Source organism: Roseateles sp. GW821-FHT09H11 (assembly GCF_059415845.1).
Window position 1 is genome coordinate 113,305 of sequence record NZ_JBWKOA010000007.1, and the last position, 13,468, is coordinate 126,772.

Below are 13,468 nucleotides of genomic sequence, written 5' to 3' on the forward strand. Positions count from 1 at the left end.
ACGGGGGGGCGCGCCGTGCCACGCCAGAAAGCAGAAAGCCGGTTGCCACGCTCGTGACAACCGGCTTCTCGGTATTCTGGTGCGACCGGCAAGAATCGAACTTGCGACTAAGCCTTCGGAGGGCCCAATGATATCCACTTCACCACGGTCGCCGCGGGAAGCGCGCATTCTAGCCTTCTTCTGACCCTCCCCGACCCGACCGCACGCGTCCCGGCAAAACGGAACCATCGCGAACACCTGCGCGACCCTCGCGCAACACCTGCCCCACCAACGTGCCGACCTTGACGAAAGCCCCAGGGTGGGGCGACAGGGGGCTGGCTATACTGCGCCGATTTGCTGTTCCCCGGTCCGGTTTTCCCAGGGCGCCACGTCATCCGACACCCCCTTCGAAACTCGGACTCGCTTCTGCCGTATTCGATTCGATCCACGAGGAATTCATGAGCGGAACCCAGGACCACGCCAACGCCCAGGACACGCACGCCGAAGGACACGACGCCCACGAGGGCCCGATCAAGACACCCAAGCAACTGGTCGTCGCCGTCTTCTTCGCCTTCGTCATTCCGATCGTGATCATCGTGATGCTCGCGAACTACGTGTCCAGCGAGATCAAGCCCGGCGCCGGCGGCACCGGCCTCGAGGCGCAGGCCGTCGCCGCCCGCATCCAGCCCGTGGGCTCGATCGAGCTCAAGGACCTCACGAACCCCGCAGCCATGAAGACCGGCGAACAGGTCTTCCAGGGCCAGTGCGCGGCCTGCCACGCCACCGGCGCGGCCGGCGCGCCCAAGCTCGGCGACCATGACGCCTGGGGCCCGCGCGTGAAGACCGGCTTCGACACCCTGGTGCACTCCGCCCTCAAGGGCAAGGGCAACATGGGCCCGCAAGGCGGCGGCGACTTCAGCGACTTCGAGATCTCCCGCGCCGTCGTCTACATGGCCAACCAGGGCGGCGCCAAGTTCGACGAGCCGAAGCTGCCCGCGGCGGCCGCTTCCGGCGCCGACGCCGGTGCCTCCGTGCCTGCCGCTCCGGCCTCCGCCGCGTCGCAGTAAACCGCGCCCGCCAGAGACACGAAAGCCGACCCGCGGGTCGGCTTTTTCATGGAGGGTCAGGACTTGCCTGACTCCCTTTTCGGGTCGAGGGGCGCCAGCAACACCCCATGACGGGCGATCAGCTCGGCGTGCGTGGCGTTCGACATCGCCCAGTGGCCTGCCTCCAGCGCGTCCGCGGCCGGCCCCATGTCCTGCGTGTGGACCAGTCCCAGGCCGAGATCCGTCTCGAGGAACAGCCGGTCCCGCTCATCGAGCACCGCGCCGACGACCTGCGCCTCGCGCCCGGTATGGCTCAGCACGCGGCCATCCGGCTGCAGGCGCCAGATCCAGGGCGCGGCCTCCAACTCCACGTAGACCCGCTGCGGCCCGTTCTGGAAGAACCAGGCGCCCTGGTCGTCCGAGGCGTAGTTGCGGTCGATGAAGCCGATCAGCTTGTCGTGCACGATGCGGCTGCCCTTCACCGCCGGAAACGGGCCCGCAGCCTGGATGCGCTCATCGCGCATGTACCAGTCGCCGCGCGCGTCCAGCGCCAGCCAGCCGTAGCAGTGCGGCACGTTGGGCCACTTCTTCAGCGCGGCTTCGACGATCGCGTCCATGAGCGTTCCTTTCCGGTCGTGGCCCGCGAGGCGGGCCGCTGTGGGTGGGCGCGTGCGGCTCAGAGCCGCGTCGCGAGCCAGTCGGTCACGCGCTCCGGCATCGTGCGCACGTGGCCGGGCGGCCGGCCCGACGGGAAGCCGACATGCCCGCCCTCGCGCGGCTGCCACAGCGTCACATGCGCGCCGACATGGCTCTGCTCGGGCAGGCTGTGTGCCGGCACGAACGGATCGTTGCGCGCGTTCAGCACCAGCGCCGGGATGCGGATGCGCGCCAGATGCGGCTTGGCGGACGCGCGCAGCCAGTAATCGTCGACGTCCCGGAAACCGTGCAGCGGCCCGGTGAAGATGTTGTCGAACTCGTAGAGGTTGCGCACGCGCCGCATCCGCTCGGCGTCGAACAGGCCCGGATGCTGCTTCAGCTTGCTCATGGCCTTGGGCATCATCGTCCGCAGGAACATCCGCGTGTAGACCAGCCCGTTGAAGCCCTTGCCGATCGCATGGCCGGCGGCCGTCAGGTCCAGCGGCGAGCAGACCGAGCACACGGCCTTCACTGTGGACGCGGCGCTCTCGCCGGCTTCCTGCGCCCAGCGCAGCAGCGCGTTGCCGCCGAGCGAGATGCCGACGGCGATCATCGGGCCGCGATGCGAGGCGCGCAGTTGCTCCAGCATCCAGCCGATCTCGAGGTAGTCGCCCGAGTGGTACGCGCGCGGCGCGAGGTTGAGCTCGCCCGAGCACCCCCGGAAGTAGGGCATCGCGAAGGCCCAGCCCCGTCGCTGGGCCATCGCCGCGAAGGCCTGCACGTACTGGCTCTCCACCGAGCCTTCGAGGCCGTGGAAGAGGACCAGCAACGGCCGCTCGGCGGGCGAGTCCGCGGCATCGACGAGGTGCTCGACGTCGACGAAATCGCCGTCCGGCGTCTGCCAGCGTTCGCGGCGGAATTGCGGCGGGGGACCGTCGTAGCGCCGCGCGAACAGCGCGGGCCAGATCGTCTGGGCATGGCCTCCGGGCAACCAGGGAGGCGCCTGGTACTGCATGGACAACCCTCTCAATGCAGCGTCGTCGGCGCGCCCGCGGACACGATCGACAGCTCCTGCTTCACGTCCTGCGAGGTGCCCGGACTGGCATGGTGCGCGACCATGCGCCAGCCCAGCGCCGTCTTCAGGTAGACATTCGTCGCGACGACCCACGCGCTCTGCACGCCGTCCTCGTCGGTGATCTCGACGCGCTCCAGCACCTGGTGGATCGCCGTCTCGCCGTTGACGAGCCTGCGCTGGCACTCCGGATGAACGGGGATCGAGCCTCTGGCGAAGATCTGCTCGAAGCTCGCCCGGATCGCCGCCGCGCCGACGACGCGCGGCCCGCCGGGATGCACGCAGCAGACCTCGTCCTCGTCGCCCCAGACGGCCATCAGCCGCTCCAGGTCGCCGGCCTGCAGGGCCTCGTAGAACTGCGCTTCGGTGTCCTCGGGAGAGGCCAGCAGCAGGGCGGTCTGAGGCTTGCGCACCATGGGTCTCGTTCCTTGTTCAAGGGAGCGGGCGTCGGCCGATCGGGGGACGGTCGGCCGTCGTGGCTCAGTGGCCGGAAGGCAGGTGCTCGCCGGCCTTCAGCTTGTACAGCGTGCCGCAGTACGGGCAGGCGCCTTCGCCGGTGTGGCTCAGGTCGATGAAGACGCGCGGATGGTTGCTCCACAGCGGCATCTTGGGGTTCGGGCAGAAGACGACGCCCGGACCTTGCAGGTCCTGGGCGGTGACTTCGACGGTGGCCTTGGGCGTGGTGGTGTTGGCGCTCATGATCTTGTTCTTGAAAGCTTGCGGAGGCTGGCGGTCCGGTGGGCGGGAGGCAGAGGCCGCCCGTTCAGACCACGCTCAGCCAGTGGGCGTATTTGGGATTGCGGCCGTTGACGATGTCGAAGAAGGCCGACTGGATCTTCTCGGTGATCGGGCCGCGGCTGCCGCTGCCCAGCTCGATGCGGTCCAGCTCGCGGATCGGCGTGACTTCGGCGGCGGTGCCGGTGAAGAAGGCCTCGTCGCTGATGTAGACCTCGTCGCGGGTGATGCGCTTCTCGACCAGCTTCAGGCCCAGGTCCTCGCAGATCGCGAAGATCGTGTTGCGGGTGATGCCGTTGAGCGCGCCCGCCGACAGGTCCGGCGTGTAGACGACGCCGTTCTTGATGACGAAGAGGTTCTCGCCCGCGCCTTCGGAGACGAAGCCCGAGGCGTCCAGCAGCAGCGCCTCGTCGTAGCCGTCCTCGGTCGCTTCCATGTTGGCCAGGATCGAGTTGGTGTAGTTCGACACCGTCTTGGCCTGCGTCATCGTGATGTTGACGTGGTGGCGGGTGTAGCTGCTGGTCTTGACGCGGATGCCGCGCTTGAGGCCTTCCTCGCCCAGGTAGGCGCCCCAGGCCCAGGCGGCGACCATCAGGTGGATCTTGTTGCCCTTGGGGCTGACGCCCAGCTTCTCGCTGCCGATCCAGGTCAGCGGACGCAGGTAGCAGCTGGCCAGCTGGTTCTCGCGGACGACGGCCTTCTGCGCTTCCTCGACCTGCTCGATCGAGAACGGGATCTTCATGCGCAGGATCTTGGCGCTGTTGAACAGGCGCTCGGTGTGCTCGCGCAGCCGGAAGATGGCGGTGCCCTTGTCGGTCTGGTAGGCGCGCACGCCCTCGAAGGCGCCGCAGCCGTAGTGCAGCGTGTGCGTCAGGACGTGGATCTTGGCGTCGCGCCAGTCCACCAGCTCGCCGTCCATCCAGATCTTGCCGTCGCGATCGTCCAGAGACATGAGTCTTCCTTTGTCGGCCGCGAATGGGCCGGGTGCTGCGAAGTCGGGGATTTTATGCGGCCGGTGTGTCGGCGGGGGCGGCCGATTCCGGCTCCTGGGCGCGGATCAGCGTCCATCGCGCGACGACGCCCCGTTCCATGACCACGTCCACCGCGTCGCCGCCGGTGTCGGTCCAGCGGTAGGTGTCCTGCCCGACCTTGATGCCCAGCGACTTGCACATCCGGATCAGGTCGATCAGCTTCATCCCGGCGTGCAGCTTCGAGTTCAGCATGATGGCGCTGGAGACGTGCCCCAGCGGCGAGTTCTGGGCCGTGCGCATGACGCGCATCAGCTGCGAGAACTGCAGCAGCAGGTAGAAGATGACGGCGGACGTGCCCAGGATGGCGCCCTTCCAGCCGAAGAAGTAGGTGCCGAGGACGATGGCGGCGAGGGCGAGCAGGATGCCGGCGAGGCGGTTCATGCGGGGGAACTCCGAAGGGGTGAAGCCGGGTGCCGGGCGGGGTGGCCGGGCGGAACCCGCGATTGTCGTCGCGCCGCCGCGGCGAGGGGTGTGGCGATTGCGGATGCCGCCATCGCCATTGCCGTCGCCATCGCCGGCCCGTGCGGCGTCACAGGCCGCGCAGGATCTCGATGGCGTCCTCGATGCGGGCGACCGGGTGGACCGTCAGGCCGTCGATGGGCTTCTTCGGCGCGTTGGCCTGCGGCACGACCGCGATCGAGAAGCCCAGCTTGGCGGCTTCCTTCAACCGCTCCTGGCCGCGCGGCGCGGGGCGGACCTCGCCGGCCAGGCCGACCTCGCCGAAGGCGAAGAAGCCCTTGGGCAGCGGCTTGCCGCGCAGCGAGCTCTGGATGGCGAGCAGCACGGCCAGATCGGCCGCCGGCTCGCTGATGCGCACGCCGCCGACGGCGTTGACGAAGACGTCCTGGTCCATCGTCGCGACGCCCGCGTGCCGGTGCAGCACCGCCAGCAGCATGGCGAGGCGGTCGCGCTCCAGGCCCACCGACAGCCGGCGCGGGCTGGGCCCGCCGCCGTCGACCAGCGCCTGCAGCTCCACCAGCAGCGGCCGCGTGCCCTCCAGCGTGACCAGCACGCAGGAGCCGGGCACCGGCTCGCCGTGCGTGGACAGGAAGATCGCGCTCGGGTTGGTGACGCCCTTCAGGCCTTTCTCGGTCATCGCGAAGACGCCGATCTCGTTGACCGCGCCGAAGCGGTTCTTGATCGCGCGGACCAGCCGGTAGCTGCTGTGGGTGTCGCCCTCGAAGTAGAGGACGGTGTCGACGATGTGCTCCAGCACGCGCGGTCCGGCCAGCGCGCCTTCCTTGGTGACGTGGCCGACCAGCACCATCGCGCAGCCGCCGGACTTGGCGGTGCGGGTCAGCTGCGCGGCGCATTCGCGGACCTGCGCGACCGAGCCGGGCGCCGAAGACAGCTGCTCGGAGTACATCGTCTGGATCGAATCGATGACGCAGAAGTCGGGCTGCTCCACCTCGATCGTGGCGAGGATCTTCTCCAGGCCGATCTCGGCCAGCACGCGCACCTGGGAGCCGTCCAGGCCCAGACGGCGGGCGCGCATCGCGACCTGCGCGCCGGACTCCTCGCCGGTGACGTAGAGGACCTTCATCTGCCGGGACAGCGCGTCGACCGCCTGCAGCAGCAGCGTCGACTTGCCGATGCCCGGATCGCCGCCGATCAGCACCACGCCGCCGGTGACGATGCCGCCGCCCAGCACGCGGTCCAACTCTTCCAGCGAAGTCGGGGTGCGTTCGAAGTCGCGGGCCTCGATCTCGGACAGCGTCGCGACGGGCTGGCTGCGGGCCAGCGCCTGGAAGCGGTTCTTGCCGGCGGCGGGTTCCGCGGCGGTTTCGACGAGGGTGTTCCAGGCGCTGCAGGACGGGCAGCGGCCCAGCCACTTGGCGCTGGTGGCGCCGCATTCGGAGCAGACGTAGTGGGATTTCTGAGCAGCCATGGGGCGGGATTGTCGCCGCCGGCCCGACCCGCTCGCGGCAGGAGCCCGCCCGCCCTCGCCGCTACTTCAACCGGATCAGTTGCCAGGCATGCGGCAGCGAGTCGGCGGCGGGGATCCAGCGGTCGACGGCCGCCCCCAGCAGCACGCCCACCACCACCAGCGACAGGGCCGGCAGCCAGGTGCGCCGGACCGCGCATCGCCAGAAGCCTTCTTCGTGCAGGCGCCGCCAGGCCATGCCGCCCGCGACGCTCGCCAGCGCCAGTTCGACGGACACCGCCAACAGCACCTCCACGCCGAACAGCCCGAAGACGCAGAAGCCCAGTGCCGCGCCGATCCCGACGATCAGCAGCACGGGCGCGGCGACGAGGGCGCTCTCGTCCAGCCCGCCCACGGCGTCGCCAGCGGCGCCGAGCGCATCGCCGGCTGGGGACAAGTCCAAGGGAGAAGCTGTTGGCAAGTCCACTGGAAAACCTGTGGACAAGGATGTTGGCAAGTCGGTGGACAAGGATGTGGATGCGCTTGTGGAGAAGTCTCCGGAAGCCCCGCCGCCGCCGAAGTTGCCGCCACCGCCGGTCCGGAACGGCACGGGTGGCGTCGGGCGTCCCAGGTTGCCGGTCAGTCGGATGCCGAGATCCAGCAGGTCCGGTGTGGCCTCGAGCGGCGATCCGTCGCCACGCAGCAGTGCCAGTGCCCACAGGCGCAGCAGACCCAGGTAGAAGAGGTAGCTGATCGGCAGCAGCAGCGCGTAGCGCCAGGCCAGCGCTTCGACGCCGAGCGCCCTCAGTCCGGCACCGCCCAGCATCAGCGCTCCCAGCATCAGCAGCGCGATGACGAAGACGTGCAGCCGCAGGAGGAACTGGCCGCGCAGCCGGTGCCGCAGGCTCTGGATCCAGTGCAGACGCGCGTGGTGGCGCTGGGCGAACGTCAGGGGCGCCGAGGCGTGATGGGCCTGACGGGAGTGATCGGCGCGCGGCAGGGGTTGCGGCGGAACGTGCGGCGTGGGCATGTCGCCGCAGGATAGCGGGCGGGTGTCAGTCCGCCACTGCGGAACGCTCGATGCCGCCCATCGAAGAACGCGAACCGGCCCAGAGCCCGCCGAAGGTCAGCGCGGCATTCACCAGCAGCAGCTCCAGCCCCATCCGGTAGTCCCCGAAGAGGGTGGCCTGATGCGCGTCGATGACCCAGCACAGCGCGGGGGCCGCGAGTGCGACCCACGGCAGGATGCCCGCCCGCAAGGTTCGCGTCGTGAGGATGCCGAAGGCGAACAACCCCAGCAGCGGGCCGTAGGTGTAGCCCGCCAGCTTGAGGATGAGGTTGACCATGCTGGGGTCGTCCAGCCATCGGAAGCCCAGCGTCAGCAGCAGGAACAGCAGGGCGTAGCTGAGGTGCACGGTCTTGCGGACGCGGCGCTTGCGGGCCTCGTCCCAGTCGCGGCGCTCCTGCAGGCCGATCAGGTCGATGCAAGTGCTGGAGGTGAGCGCGGTGATGGCGCCGTCGGCGCTCGGGAACAGCGCCGAAATCAGGGCGATCACGAAGATCAGCTGCACCCAGGCCGGCAGGTGGCCCATCACGACGGCGGGGAAGAGCCGGTCGCCGTGGGCGCTGATGTCCTGCTGCTGCGCATACATCGTCAGCAGGCCGCCGAGGAACAGGAACAGCAGCACGACGACGGTCATGATGGCCGCCATCACCATCATGTTCTTCTGCGCGTCGGCCAGGCGCTTGACCGAGATGTTCTTCTGCATCATCTCCTGGTCCAGGCCCGTCATCGCAACGGCGATCGCCGCGCCGGCGAGCAGTTGCTTGGCCCAGTGCGAGGCGCTCATCGGGTCGGTCACGAAGACGTCGGCCAGACCGGCCGCGCGCATCTGCTGCCAGCCCGACATCAGGTCCAGGCCCAGCGCATGGAGCAGGAACACCACGCAGATCACCAGGCCGCCGAGCATGCCGGTGGTCTGGAGCGTGTCGGTCCAGACGATGGTCTTGACGCCGCCCTCGAGCGTGTAGAGCAGGATCATCACGAGCACCAGCAGCGCGCTGAGCCAGAACGGCATGCCGAACTGGGACAGGACCAGGTCCTGCAGGATGCGCACGACCAGGTAGAGCCGGGCGGTCGCGCCGAGGGTGCGGGACAGGATGAAGAAGCCCGCGCCGGTACGGTGCGCGGCGACGCCGAGGCGCGCGCCGAGGTAGCGGTAGATGGAGCTGAGGTTGAGCCGGTAATAGAGCGGCAGCAGCACGAAGGCCACGACCGCGTAACCGGCGAACTGGCCCAGCATGATCTGGAAGTAGCTGAACGCGCCGGCGCCGACGGAGCCCGGCACGCTGATGAAGGTCACCCCGGAGAGCGAGGTGCCGATCATTCCGAAGGCGACCAGCCCCCAGTGGCTGTTGCGGTTGCCGATGAAGAAGCTGTCGTTGTCCGCGCGGCGCGACGTCCACCACGCCACCGCCAGCAGCAGCGAGAAGTAGGCGATGACGACGACGAGCAGGACGGAGGCGGACATGGCGCGGGATTATTGGAGCGCCGCCGTCCGGGCGGCATTCCGAATGTGCCGGGGGGCATAACCCGGGCCGATGCCCGCCAGCCCACCCTCCAGGGGGAATGGTGGTGGCCCGCAAGGCCGATGGGCACGGAGCCGCGTTGCCCCTGACCTTCGTCGGCGCAGAGGTGGCGTGCTACAACCTCGGCTCCTTCGAAGGAGTCGATCATGGAGTTGTCAGTCTGGCTGGGGTTTTTCGCGGCCTCCTGGGCCATCAGCCTGTCCCCGGGCGCCGGTGCCATTGCGGCGATGAGCGCCGGGCTGAATCACGGCTTCCAGCGCGGCTACTTCATGACCATGGGCCTGATCCTGGGCATCCTGACCCAGATCGTGGTGGTCGGCGCCGGACTGGGCGCGCTGATCGCGGCGTCGGAACAAGCCTTCGCGGTGGTCAAGTGGGCCGGTGTGGCCTACCTCGTGTACCTCGGCATCCAGCAGTGGCGTTCGCCGGCCAGGCCGCTGGTGGCCGAGCAGGCCGAAGGCCGGCAGGTGTCGCGTCGTGAGCTGGTGCTGCGCGGCTGGGGCATCAACGCGGTGAACCCCAAGGGGACGGTCTTCCTGCTGGCCGTGGTGCCGCAGTTCCTGAACCTGCACCAGAGCCTGCCGCAGCAGTACGCGGTGATCGGCGCGACGCTGGCCTTCACCGACGCCGTCGTGATGGCCGGCTACACGCTGCTCGCGGCGCGCGTGCTGCGGGCGCTGCGCTCGGAATCGCACCTGAAGGCGATGAACCGGATCTTCGGCTCGTTGTTCGTCGGTGCCGGCGCGCTGCTGGCAACCTTCAAGAAGGCGGCCGACTGAAGCGCCTCACCGAAGCGCCGGATTCCGGCTCGTCCTGAGCGGTCCCGACAAGGGTCGCTCCCCACCGAAGGCCGCCCCCAAAGGGCGGCCTCGTCGTTTTCACCGGCCCGCTGAATGCTTCCCCACGTGGGCGACCGGTACAGATCGCTGCCGCACATCATGTCCACCGTTTCCGACCGCTGGTTGTTCTGGGGCCCGACGCTGATCTGGGCCAGCACCTGGCACGTGATCCTTTATCAGCTCGCCTCGGGCGTGCCGATCCTGAACTCGGTGGGCTGGCGCTTCGGCCTGGCGGCGCTGATGCTGGCCGGCTTTGCACGCTGGCAGAAGCTGTCGCTGAAGCTGCCGTGGTCGGCGCACGGGCTGATGCTGGCGACGGGGATCGTCCAGTACAGCGGTAACTACTACTCTGTCTACGAGGCGGAGCGCCACATCCCCAGCGGGCTGGTGGCGGTGCTGTTCTGTCTGATGGTGTTCGGCAACGCGCTGTCGGGCCGGATCTTCTTCGCCCAGCGAGTGACGGGCCGCTTCCTGGCGGTGTCGGCGGGCGCGGTGGCGGGGGTGGTGATGATCTTCTGGCCGGAGATCGCCTCGACGGGCGCCCGCCCGACGGCGGCCTACGGCCTGGCGATCGGCTTGGCGGCCGTGCTGGCCGCGTGCATCGGCAACGTGCTGACGCTGACCCTGACCCGCCGCGGCCTGCCGCTGGTGCCGGTGCTGGCGTGGAGCATGGGCTACGGGGCGGTGTTCCTGCTGGTCACGTCGGTGACGACGGGGCAGGGCCTGAACTTCGCGTGGACGCCGGAATACGTGTTCAGCCTGCTGTACCTGGCGGTGTTCGGCTCGGTGATCGCCTTCGTCCTGTACTTCAAGCTGGCGCAACGTCAGGGCACGGCGCGCGCGGCGCTGACCGGCGTGGTGATCCCGGTGATCGCGCTGGGGATCTCCGCGATCTTTGAAGGCTGGCGGCCGACGATGCTGGCGCTCGCCGGCATGGTGCTGTGCCTCGGCAGCATCTACGTGGCGACAAGGCCGCAGCGGTGAGCGGCTTCTCTCGTTCGGTTCGAAATTCTTCCTGATTTCTTCCTGATGCCTCGCTGAAGGCTTCCCGCTGAAGCGGGAAGCGGGGCCAGGTCTTGCGCAATCGCAAGGTCTCGCGCCTCATTCGATCACACGCTTCGCCCTCGATGACGGAGCGCCAATGCGGATTTCCGTCACTAACCAACTAGGTTAATATTCGATGGAAAAGCACAAGGCGCATTACCCGCTGGCCACGGTCAAGCAACTGGTGTCACAAGGGCGCATTCGAGCAACGCTCTCGGCGTCCCTCGGAGCTGAGGCCCTGGGCTTCGACGAGGAACAGATGTCCGACGTGGTGCTGGCGCTGGGCCAGGGTGACTTCTACAAGAGCATGACCACGTATCACGATCATCGCGAGTGGCAAGACGTCTATCGGCCTACGACGCTTCGAGGTCGGATCTACCTGAAGTTGAGCGTGGCCGAGGAAGTTGTGCTCGTCTCATTCAAGGAGTTGTGAAATGAAATGTCCGGCCTGCGGATTCGCGAAGACGGTACGCGACACCCGAGATATTGAGCATGTCTACAAGGGCATGTCCACGATCATTACCGCGGTTACCGGAGACTTCTGCCCATCTTGCGATGAGGTGACGATGGACATGGACGAGTCTGGGCGCGTCATGCGCGCGGTGAGCGCATTCTCGAAGCAGGTGAATGCGTCGCAGGTCGATCCGTCTTTCATCTCGGAGGTCCGAAAGAGGCTCGCGCTGGATCAGCGCGAAGCCGGAGAAATCTTCGGCGGTGGCGTGAACGCCTTCTCCCGCTACGAGACCGGCAAGACTCAGCCGCCGCTGGCGTTGATCAAGCTGCTGAGGCTGCTCGACCGCCACCCGGATCTGCTGGAAGAGATCAGGGCTTGATCGTCGCAGCGGCGCGCTGGCGCCGGGCGGCAACACCCATCCCCGCCACGCCGGCCAGGATCAGCGCATAGGTCGACGGTTCCGGCACGACCGCCGCCGCCGTGCTTCCGGTGATCGACGTGAGCTGGCCGCCGGCCGCCAGGTAGACGGAGTTGAAGGTCTCGTCGACGCCCGTGTGCCAGTCCTGCATCAGGATGCCAACGCAATTGACGCAATCCTGGCTGCGCGTGAGCAGATCGACGAAGTAGTCCGCGGATTCGAGATCATCGTAGCTGTCGAGGGTGGCCATGAACCCGCTGTCATACCCGTTGAGCGAGAGCCGACGCTGATAACCGGAGACGCCGTCACCGCGCCAGGTTTGCTGACTCTGCAGTGTCCAACTCTGGGTGGACCGGAAGACCTCACCGGTATCGGCCCAGACACTGATGCTTCGGTTGCGGTAAGCCGAGTTGAGGACACTGAGCGTGGCGGAGGCATCCCCCTCCAGCGGGTTTGCGGGGGAATCGGGGAGGGTGGGGTTCTGTCCGTCGGCCGGATCGGCCGTCACCCACTGCGCATAACGCTGCGTGGCGCTGAAGACACTGAACGCGCGACCGGTCACGACATCGGTGAAGCTCGTGGTCCGCGTGACGAAGGTCGTCTGGCCCGGTGTGGCACCGAACGCGATGTTGAAGTTCACGGACAGCGGTCCGCTCAGGCTGATGTCCGTCACATGGCCCGCACAGTCCACCGAGGTCCCAGGGCAATCGACGGTCTTCTCGCCCATGAAGTTGGCACCCTGTACCGTGACGAGCACGTCCGCCATCGCCGCCTCGAAAAGTCCCGCGCTCAGCAGGACCAACATCCAACGCTTCTTCATCGCAGTTCCTCCCTATTTGTGGACTGAGCCACCGACTCGTTGCGTCGTGGCCGTTCAGCCCGCCTTGCGTCGGCGGGCGGCAAATCCGATCGCGACCACGCCGGCCAGCATCAGCGCGTAGGTTGACGGCTCCGGCACCGCCGCGGTGATCTCGGTGATCGACACGAGGCGACCGCGGCCGTCGATGCGAACGCCGCTGTACAGACCATCGGTGGAGTACAGGTTGTCGAACCATTGCAGCTGGACACATGTCTGGCAGGTCATGCCTTGCTTCAACATGTCCAGGTAGTAGGCGATCGGCTCGAGGTCATCGTAGTTGTCGACCGTGCCGCCGCTGAAGGGTGTACTCCCGCTGAGTGCCACGAAGGTCTGGTAGCCGGCGCCGGAGGCATCCATCCAGAGTTCGGAACTACTCAAGCCCCAGCCCTCGGAGGATCTGATCACCTGCTGGTTGTCGGTCCACGCGCGGACGTTCCGGCTCCGCATCGCCGAGGTGAAGACCTGATGCGTCACGCCCGCGGCGCCGTCGAAGGGGTTCGGCGAGGCTGAGGGCAGGACGGGGACCTGAGACGCCTTGGCGTCACCCGTCGCCCAGTTGGCATAACGCTCGGTGGCCGACCACGAGTCGATGCTGCGACCCGAGATCGGATCGGTCGATGCGACGTGTGAGGTGAACAGATTGGACCGCCCTGGTGACGCCCCGATTTCGAAGGTGAAGCTCATCGAGAAGGGTTGGCGCTGGACGTTCAGGTCCTGGACGAAGCCGTCGCAGTCGATGGACTCCTGCGGGCAATTGACCGTCTTGCTGCCGATGAGCAGGCTGCCCTCGAAGTCGACCTTGTAGGTCGTCGCCATCGCCATCTGGCTGAGACCGGCGCTCAGCGCGACGGCCATCCACTGCTTCTTCATGGAATCCTCCCTCTTGTGGTGATCGATTCGCG

At 67.7% G+C, this 13,468-nt stretch carries 16 protein-coding genes and 1 tRNA gene; 5 read left to right on the forward strand and 12 right to left on the reverse strand.

What is annotated here, in order from left to right; translation table 11 throughout:
• Positions 1–77 precede the first annotated feature (77 nt).
• Positions 78–152, reverse strand: a tRNA-Arg gene (locus AC07PR_RS22555).
• Between the two features lie 285 nt (positions 153–437).
• On the opposite strand from AC07PR_RS22555, the gene AC07PR_RS22560 reads away from it, so the two are divergent.
• Entirely contained in the window at positions 438–1,046 is a 609-nt protein-coding gene (locus AC07PR_RS22560; RefSeq protein WP_495136640.1) for a c-type cytochrome, read from the forward strand.
• A gap of 56 nt (positions 1,047–1,102) precedes the next feature.
• Here AC07PR_RS22560 and AC07PR_RS22565 read toward each other — a convergent pair whose 3' ends face one another.
• From AC07PR_RS22565 to AC07PR_RS22605, 9 genes are all read right to left on the reverse strand, one after another.
• Positions 1,103–1,642, reverse strand: a complete 540-nt coding sequence (locus AC07PR_RS22565) for a DUF2946 family protein (RefSeq protein WP_495136641.1) — start codon at positions 1,640–1,642, stop codon at positions 1,103–1,105.
• 59 nt (positions 1,643–1,701) lie between these two features.
• A complete protein-coding gene (locus tag AC07PR_RS22570) occupies positions 1,702–2,676 on the reverse strand; it encodes a YheT family hydrolase (RefSeq protein ID WP_495136642.1) in 975 nt (324 codons plus the stop codon).
• 11 nt (positions 2,677–2,687) lie between these two features.
• A complete protein-coding gene (locus AC07PR_RS22575) occupies positions 2,688–3,149 on the reverse strand; it encodes a YybH family protein (RefSeq protein ID WP_377158630.1) in 462 nt (153 codons plus the stop codon).
• 64 nt (positions 3,150–3,213) lie between these two features.
• A complete protein-coding gene (locus AC07PR_RS22580; protein WP_067279675.1) occupies positions 3,214–3,432 on the reverse strand; it encodes a zinc-finger domain-containing protein in 219 nt (72 codons plus the stop codon).
• Between the two features lie 64 nt (positions 3,433–3,496).
• Positions 3,497–4,420 (reverse strand): branched-chain amino acid transaminase, encoded by a 924-nt coding sequence (locus AC07PR_RS22585; RefSeq protein ID WP_431101062.1) that lies wholly within the window; start codon positions 4,418–4,420, stop codon positions 3,497–3,499.
• Between the two features lie 52 nt (positions 4,421–4,472).
• Positions 4,473–4,880 (reverse strand): hypothetical protein, encoded by a 408-nt coding sequence (locus AC07PR_RS22590; protein ID WP_377158626.1) that lies wholly within the window; start codon positions 4,878–4,880, stop codon positions 4,473–4,475.
• Positions 4,881–5,028: 148 nt separating this feature from the next.
• Entirely contained in the window at positions 5,029–6,387 is a 1,359-nt protein-coding gene (gene radA, locus AC07PR_RS22595; RefSeq protein WP_377158625.1) for a DNA repair protein RadA, read from the reverse strand.
• Between the two features lie 61 nt (positions 6,388–6,448).
• Entirely contained in the window at positions 6,449–7,393 is a 945-nt protein-coding gene (locus AC07PR_RS22600; RefSeq protein WP_495136643.1) for a hypothetical protein, read from the reverse strand.
• A 25-nt stretch (positions 7,394–7,418) separates the two neighbouring features.
• Positions 7,419–8,894 carry a sodium:solute symporter gene (locus AC07PR_RS22605; RefSeq protein WP_495136644.1) on the reverse strand — a complete coding sequence of 492 codons (1,476 nt, stop codon included), beginning with the start codon at positions 8,892–8,894 and terminating at the stop codon, positions 7,419–7,421.
• Positions 8,895–9,098: 204 nt separating this feature from the next.
• On the opposite strand from AC07PR_RS22605, the gene AC07PR_RS22610 reads away from it, so the two are divergent.
• The 4 genes from AC07PR_RS22610 (at position 9,099) to AC07PR_RS22625 (ending at position 11,668) form a co-directional block, all read left to right on the forward strand.
• Positions 9,099–9,731, forward strand: a complete 633-nt coding sequence (locus AC07PR_RS22610; RefSeq protein ID WP_431101066.1) for a LysE family transporter — start codon at positions 9,099–9,101, stop codon at positions 9,729–9,731.
• A 159-nt stretch (positions 9,732–9,890) separates the two neighbouring features.
• Positions 9,891–10,775 (forward strand): DMT family transporter, encoded by an 885-nt coding sequence (locus tag AC07PR_RS22615; protein ID WP_431101067.1) that lies wholly within the window; start codon positions 9,891–9,893, stop codon positions 10,773–10,775.
• 196 nt (positions 10,776–10,971) lie between these two features.
• On the forward strand, positions 10,972–11,268 hold the full coding sequence (locus tag AC07PR_RS22620; protein WP_431101068.1) for a type II toxin-antitoxin system MqsR family toxin: 297 nt from the start codon (positions 10,972–10,974) through the stop codon (positions 11,266–11,268).
• A gap of 1 nt (position 11,269) precedes the next feature.
• On the forward strand, positions 11,270–11,668 hold the full coding sequence (locus AC07PR_RS22625; RefSeq protein WP_495136645.1) for a type II TA system antitoxin MqsA family protein: 399 nt from the start codon (positions 11,270–11,272) through the stop codon (positions 11,666–11,668).
• Here AC07PR_RS22625 and AC07PR_RS22630 read toward each other — a convergent pair.
• Positions 11,658–12,512, reverse strand: coding sequence for a PEP-CTERM sorting domain-containing protein (locus tag AC07PR_RS22630; protein WP_495136646.1), 855 nt, complete (start codon positions 12,510–12,512; stop codon positions 11,658–11,660). The two genes, AC07PR_RS22625 and AC07PR_RS22630, sit on opposite strands and share 11 nt — an antisense overlap.
• A gap of 69 nt (positions 12,513–12,581) precedes the next feature.
• On the reverse strand, positions 12,582–13,436 hold the full coding sequence (locus AC07PR_RS22635) for a PEP-CTERM sorting domain-containing protein (RefSeq protein WP_495136647.1): 855 nt from the start codon (positions 13,434–13,436) through the stop codon (positions 12,582–12,584).
• Between the last annotated feature and the right edge of the window lie 32 nt (positions 13,437–13,468).

What these genes read in the sequence shown, in the direction of transcription:
- AC07PR_RS22560 (WP_495136640.1), top strand. Translation starts at nt 438, where the DNA reads ATGAGCGGAACCCAGGACCACGCCAACGCCCAGGACACGCACGCCGAA.
- AC07PR_RS22565 (WP_495136641.1), bottom strand. Translation starts at nt 1,642, where the DNA reads ATGGACGCGATCGTCGAAGCCGCGCTGAAGAAGTGGCCCAACGTGCCG.
- AC07PR_RS22570 (WP_495136642.1), bottom strand. Translation starts at nt 2,676, where the DNA reads ATGCAGTACCAGGCGCCTCCCTGGTTGCCCGGAGGCCATGCCCAGACG.
- AC07PR_RS22575 (WP_377158630.1), bottom strand. Translation starts at nt 3,149, where the DNA reads ATGGTGCGCAAGCCTCAGACCGCCCTGCTGCTGGCCTCTCCCGAGGAC.
- AC07PR_RS22580 (WP_067279675.1), bottom strand. Translation starts at nt 3,432, where the DNA reads ATGAGCGCCAACACCACCACGCCCAAGGCCACCGTCGAAGTCACCGCC.
- AC07PR_RS22585 (WP_431101062.1), bottom strand. Translation starts at nt 4,420, where the DNA reads ATGTCTCTGGACGATCGCGACGGCAAGATCTGGATGGACGGCGAGCTG.
- AC07PR_RS22590 (WP_377158626.1), bottom strand. Translation starts at nt 4,880, where the DNA reads ATGAACCGCCTCGCCGGCATCCTGCTCGCCCTCGCCGCCATCGTCCTC.
- radA (WP_377158625.1), bottom strand. Translation starts at nt 6,387, where the DNA reads ATGGCTGCTCAGAAATCCCACTACGTCTGCTCCGAATGCGGCGCCACC.
- AC07PR_RS22600 (WP_495136643.1), bottom strand. Translation starts at nt 7,393, where the DNA reads ATGCCCACGCCGCACGTTCCGCCGCAACCCCTGCCGCGCGCCGATCAC.
- AC07PR_RS22605 (WP_495136644.1), bottom strand. Translation starts at nt 8,894, where the DNA reads ATGTCCGCCTCCGTCCTGCTCGTCGTCGTCATCGCCTACTTCTCGCTG.
- AC07PR_RS22610 (WP_431101066.1), top strand. Translation starts at nt 9,099, where the DNA reads ATGGAGTTGTCAGTCTGGCTGGGGTTTTTCGCGGCCTCCTGGGCCATC.
- AC07PR_RS22615 (WP_431101067.1), top strand. Translation starts at nt 9,891, where the DNA reads ATGTCCACCGTTTCCGACCGCTGGTTGTTCTGGGGCCCGACGCTGATC.
- AC07PR_RS22620 (WP_431101068.1), top strand. Translation starts at nt 10,972, where the DNA reads ATGGAAAAGCACAAGGCGCATTACCCGCTGGCCACGGTCAAGCAACTG.
- AC07PR_RS22625 (WP_495136645.1), top strand. Translation starts at nt 11,270, where the DNA reads ATGAAATGTCCGGCCTGCGGATTCGCGAAGACGGTACGCGACACCCGA.
- AC07PR_RS22630 (WP_495136646.1), bottom strand. Translation starts at nt 12,512, where the DNA reads ATGTTGGTCCTGCTGAGCGCGGGACTTTTCGAGGCGGCGATGGCGGAC.
- AC07PR_RS22635 (WP_495136647.1), bottom strand. Translation starts at nt 13,436, where the DNA reads ATGAAGAAGCAGTGGATGGCCGTCGCGCTGAGCGCCGGTCTCAGCCAG.